Here is a 5,071-nt window from a genome sequence, read left to right on the forward strand (position 1 = left end):
AAACCGGAGGATTCACAAACCAACTCCTACACCCCCAACTGTGAAGAGCCAGTAAGAGTAAGGGCGGAGCGCCAACCGGTGCCCCGCCCTTACCTCTATCTAGTACCTATTATCTAGTACGTGCCCAGCCAGTTACGTGCCCGGCTGGCAGCTTCAATCACTTACCCTGATTGGCAACCGCGGCGATCTTCGCCTCGGCCTCAGGATCGAGGTACGTGCCGCCCTTCTTGACGGGCTCCAGCGTGTTCTCATCCAGCTCGTACACCAACGGAATGCCGGTGGGGATGTTTACGGCGGCGATCTCATCATCGGAGATGCCATCCAGATGCTTGACGATCGCACGCAGGGAGTTGCCGTGTGCGGCCACCATGATGGTCTTGCCCGTCTTGATATCGGGAACAATCACATCGTTCCAGTACGGGAGCAGGCGCTCGAGAACATCCTTGAGGCACTCGGTCATCGGGATCGGCTCGCCCGCGTAGCGCGGATCCTGATCCTGGGAGTATTCGGTGCCAGCTTCGATGGCGGGCGGCGGCACATCGTAGGAGCGGCGCCATGCCATGAACTGCTCTTCGCCGTACTTGTCGCGAGTTTCCTTCTTGTTCAGGCCCTGCAGCGCGCCGTAGTGACGCTCGTTCAGGCGCCAATCGCGCTCAACCGGGATCCAGTGGCGATCGGCCGCGTCCAGCGAAAGATTCGCCGTCATGATCGCGCGGCGCAGCATCGAGGTGTACAGCTTCTCGGGCAGCACACCGGCTTCCTTGAGAAGCTCTCCTCCGTGAGTGGCTTCTGCGCGGCCCTTTTCTGAAAGCGGCACATCAACCCAACCCGTGAAGAGGTTCTTCGCGTTCCATTCGCTCTCGCCGTGGCGGAGCAGTACGAGGGTGTAAGTCATAGTCCATATTCTCCCACGACTGCCCGCGGCGTGCCACAGGACTTCGTCCTACGGTACGGAATTTTGACGACGACGACGGATCCCCACCTACGCCCGAAACCTCTGCCTTGTGGGTGGGCGGATAATTATTGCAGCAGGTCACGGTCCGATAGCTCGGCCCCGCGGTGCTTCTCGAATTCTGCGAGGAGATCCGGGACGCTCATCGTGGCCTTATCTTCACCTTCAACGTCAAGGATGATGCGGCCTTGATGCATCATGATGAGCCGGTTGCCCATCGCGAGTGCCTGCTCCATATTGTGCGTGACCATCAATGTGGTGAGGCCCTGAGCCTCCACCAGTTCGGAGGTGATCTTGGTGACGAGGGCCGCGCGCTGAGGATCCAACGCCGCTGTGTGTTCGTCCAGCAGGAGGATCTTGGGGTTGGTGAAGGTAGCCATGAGCAGGGAAAGGGACTGGCGTTGACCTCCAGAAAGAAGCCCTACCCAATCATCCAGCCGCTCCTCGAGCCCTTGTTCCAGCGTGGCCAAATCATCCCGAAAATCGCTGCGCAAAGATTTCTTGACGGCCCACCGGAGCCCGCGCCGCATCCCGCGCTTCTTGGCGATGGCCAAGTTCTCCTCGATGGTCATGTGCGGGGCAGTTCCAGCCGATGGGTTCTGGAACACACGGCCGATGTAGGCTGCGCGCTGGTAATCGCTGAGTCGTGTCACGTTGCGGCCATCAACTGTCACAGAGCCGGCATCCGAGCGAATGGAGCCGGATAAAACGTTGAGCAACGTGGATTTTCCGGCGCCGTTCGAACCGATCACGGTGACGAAATCGCCTTCGCGCAGTTTCAGATCCACATCTTCGAGTGCTCGGCGCTCGTTAACGGTACCGGGGAAAAAGACCTTGGTTATTCCGGCGACTTCTAGCATGAGCGCTCCTCTCCCTCGGGCGGGCGTTCTTCGCCCAGTTCCTTGGGACCAGTATCTCCGGGGCCAGTATCTCCGGGGCCAGTATCTCCGGGGCCAGTATCTCCGGGGCCAGTATCTCCGGGGGAAATAGCCTCGTCATTATCGCGTGCACGGGCCACAACTGCCACGTTCTCCACAGCCTGATCGTCCAGCGCCGCATTATCCGCCGTCATGGCGGCCAGTTCGGCGGCGCTCACGTTGTCCGAAATCTTCCCTGTTCGCCAATGCGGCGTGAACCTTGTTGGCACCTTCTTAATGATCTTCATTTGGGGAACCACAAGGGCGATGATCACGAGGATCGCGGAGATGAGCTTCATATCGTTGGGGTTAAGCCCGGCCATGAGCGCGAGCTGGATGAACACGCGGTACAGCACGCCGCCAATCACAACGGCGGTGGCCGCCCGGAAGATAGTCAAGCGCCCGAATATAGCCTGACCGATGATCACCGAGGCAAGGCCGGACACGATGATTCCGATGCCCATGGACACATCCGCGAAGCCTTGGTACTGCGCAACCAGACAGCCCGAGAGGGCAACGAGCCCGTTGGACAGAGCGAGCCCAAGGATCTTCTGGGTATCGGTGGACACTCCGAAGGAGCGGATCATTTCACTATTGTCCCCCGTGGCGCGCATGGCCAAACCAATATCGGTGTGAAGGAACCAGACGATGATGGCCAGCATCACCAGCGCGACGGGCAAAAGAATCAGCGAGCCAACCCACGATGCGCCTCCCAACATGCCCTCTGACCGGAGCCCGGAAAAGAGCGTCTCTTCACGCAGGAGCGAGACGTTGGCTGCCCCCATGATTCGTAAATTGATCGAATACAAGCCGATCTGCGTCAGAATTCCGGCGAGAAGCCCATCAATATGGGCCTTCGTGTTGAGAATGCCGGTAATCACGCCGGCCCCCAGCCCAGCCACGAAGGCTGCGGCAGTTGCAAGGAAGGGGTTCACGCCATTCACAATGGAAATGGCGGCAACTGCAGCTCCGGTGGTGAAGCTGCCATCAACCGTCAGGTCCGCAAAATCGAGGATGCGGAACGTCAGATACACTCCGAGCGCCATGATGGCGTAGACCAATCCCAGTTCGATAGCAGTTATCATGTTCGGTCCTAAGTGTTGGGCTGGGGCGGCGCTATGGCGGCGAACCTTGTGGGGTGCCACCACATTGATGTGAAAGCGGCGGTGGTATGCCGGCCTCTTTCAGTGCCCGGGGCCGGGTGGCCACCGGGCTACAACGCTACTCCGTGATGTTTTCTTCGTCCGCGCGATCAAGGACGTCCTGTGGGATGTCAACGCCCATACGCTCGGCTGCGCCGAGGTTCAGGTACAGCACGGGTTCGTTCTGGGTTTCAACGGCCATGGTGGCAGGATCCTCACCGTCAACAAGGATCTTCACAGCCATCTCACCGGTCTGGTAGCCCAGATCGAAGTAGTTGAGGCCGTAGGTGGCCAGACCGCCCTTGGCAACGGAGTCACCTTCGGCAGGGTATACAGGAATCCCCTTGGATTCTCCCACCTGCACCACGGAATCGAAGGCGGAGATCACGGTGTTATCTGTTGGAACGTAGATCGCATCAACACCGAGTGAGTTGGCGGCCTGCTGAACCTCGGCAGTGTTCGAAACAGTCGATTCAACTACCTCAATGTCACGCTCAGCCGCGGCATCCTTCAGCCACTGAACCTGCACGGCAGAGTTGGCTTCACCGGAGTTGTATACCACGCCAACTCTGGCAACATCTGGGTCAATTTCGACGATGAGGTCCAGCTGCTCTTCCACTGGATTCGCATCGGTGGTGCCGGTGACGTTGGCGCCCGGCGCCTCAAGCGATTCCACCAGCCCTGCATCAACCGGATCTGTCACGGCCGTGAACAGAATCGGCTTATCAGCGATGGACTGCGCGAGTCCCTGCGCCATCGGCGTGCCAACGCCCAGTGCCAGATCGGTATCACTGCTAGCCAACGTGCCTGCGATGGACGCAACCACCGTTTGGTCATTGTTCGCGTTTTGATCGTCATACGTGACGTCAAGTCCCTCATCCTCGAGGGCCTGCTTAAATCCTGCAATTGATTGGTCAAGCGAGTCATGGGTGACGATCTGCGTCACCGCAACGTTGTAGGACTCTGAGCTCGAATCCGTACCGCCATCCGAATCATCAGATCCGCACGCAGCCAGCGCGAGGGCTGCGCAGGCGAGCGTCGCCGCCAAAGAACGTGTCCTCTTCACGAGAAATCCCTTCATTCGTGGAGGCGTGCCTTGCCCCCTACCTCCAGAGCCAGTGGCTCCGTTCGTAACCCGATAGTACGAGGTATCCCAATGTGTGGGACCGCTAGTTCATGGATTGGATATTTCGACGACGACGATTACCTCACCGATACCTCCGCGACAGCAGGCTCCATGAACGAGCGAACCAACTGCTCACACACAGCTAGGCGCGTGGCGTCATCGGCCTCATCCACTACGTGAAGGTTGCACCCATACTCGCGATACAGGTCCTGTAGGGCGTTGGATGTGTGCTGACGTTCGTCGTCGTCGTACCTAAATCTGGACCCGTCATCAGCGAGCGGGTTACGGGGCTCAAGGAAAACCCACTCGTCAATCCGTTCAGCGTTCGCTCTGATGAGGGCATCAAGCGCGGGGTTCATCCAACCGAAATCCTTCAGGTGGTAAAACTGCGTATAAATCAGGTCTGTATCTAGGCACAACACCTTGTTTCCGCGGGCGCGTTCGAGCGAATGGAGCTGGCCGGCCATCGTGTTGAGGGCGTCCTGGCTCTCGCCGATATCCTCGTAGCTGTTCAGGCGCTCGTAGTATTCGCGGCCGTACTCGGGGACGCACGTGGTGCCGAGGGCTTTGGCCACGTGTTCGGCCGTGTAGGACTTGCCCGAACTCTCCCAACCGCAGAATGCCACGCGCTTCGTGTAATGGCGTTGCACGGGCTCGGGCAGGCTCTCCCAGCTGGCGAACATGCCCGCGCGGCGAATCTCCTCAGAGTTTTCGGGTGTGGGTGTGAGCGTGATATGGGGCGTGTCCGGCGTGATCTGGGCTAAGGAGCTGGCGTGAGCGGGAGTTTGGCAGAACACTGTATCGATGTGGTGGCAGCGGGACGCCAGCGTGCGGAAATCTCTGGCGAGCTGTGGGGAGGGTAAAACTTGCGGGGAAGATGGAACTCGTGGGGATTCTGCTTCGCCAGGGTTCAGAAGCGCCAGTGCGGCCGGGG

General features: G+C 59.3%; 5 protein-coding genes. All 5 read right to left on the reverse strand.

Going from position 1 to position 5,071, the window contains the following annotated elements:
* Positions 1 to 157: 157 nt before the first annotated feature.
* Positions 158 to 895, reverse strand: coding sequence for a phosphoglyceromutase (locus tag ACTHV6_RS05270; RefSeq protein WP_441386234.1), 738 nt, complete (start codon positions 893 to 895; stop codon positions 158 to 160).
* 125 nt (positions 896 to 1,020) lie between these two features.
* On the reverse strand, positions 1,021 to 1,812 hold the full coding sequence (locus ACTHV6_RS05275) for an ABC transporter ATP-binding protein (RefSeq protein WP_441386235.1): 792 nt from the start codon (positions 1,810 to 1,812) through the stop codon (positions 1,021 to 1,023).
* Entirely contained in the window at positions 1,806 to 2,954 is a 1,149-nt protein-coding gene (locus ACTHV6_RS05280) for an ABC transporter permease (protein ID WP_441386236.1), read from the reverse strand. The genes ACTHV6_RS05275 and ACTHV6_RS05280 overlap by 7 nt, the downstream gene beginning before the upstream one ends.
* 136 nt (positions 2,955 to 3,090) lie before the next feature.
* Positions 3,091 to 4,077 carry an ABC transporter substrate-binding protein gene (locus ACTHV6_RS05285; RefSeq protein WP_441386237.1) on the reverse strand — a complete coding sequence of 329 codons (987 nt, stop codon included), beginning with the start codon at positions 4,075 to 4,077 and terminating at the stop codon, positions 3,091 to 3,093.
* Positions 4,078 to 4,214: 137 nt separating this feature from the next.
* Positions 4,215 to 5,071: AAA family ATPase (locus ACTHV6_RS05290; protein ID WP_441386238.1), on the reverse strand; the 857-nt coding region annotated here is incomplete at its 5' end.

This window comes from Ancrocorticia sp., from assembly GCF_052089425.1.
Taxonomy (GTDB): domain Bacteria; phylum Actinomycetota; class Actinomycetes; order Actinomycetales; family Actinomycetaceae; genus Ancrocorticia.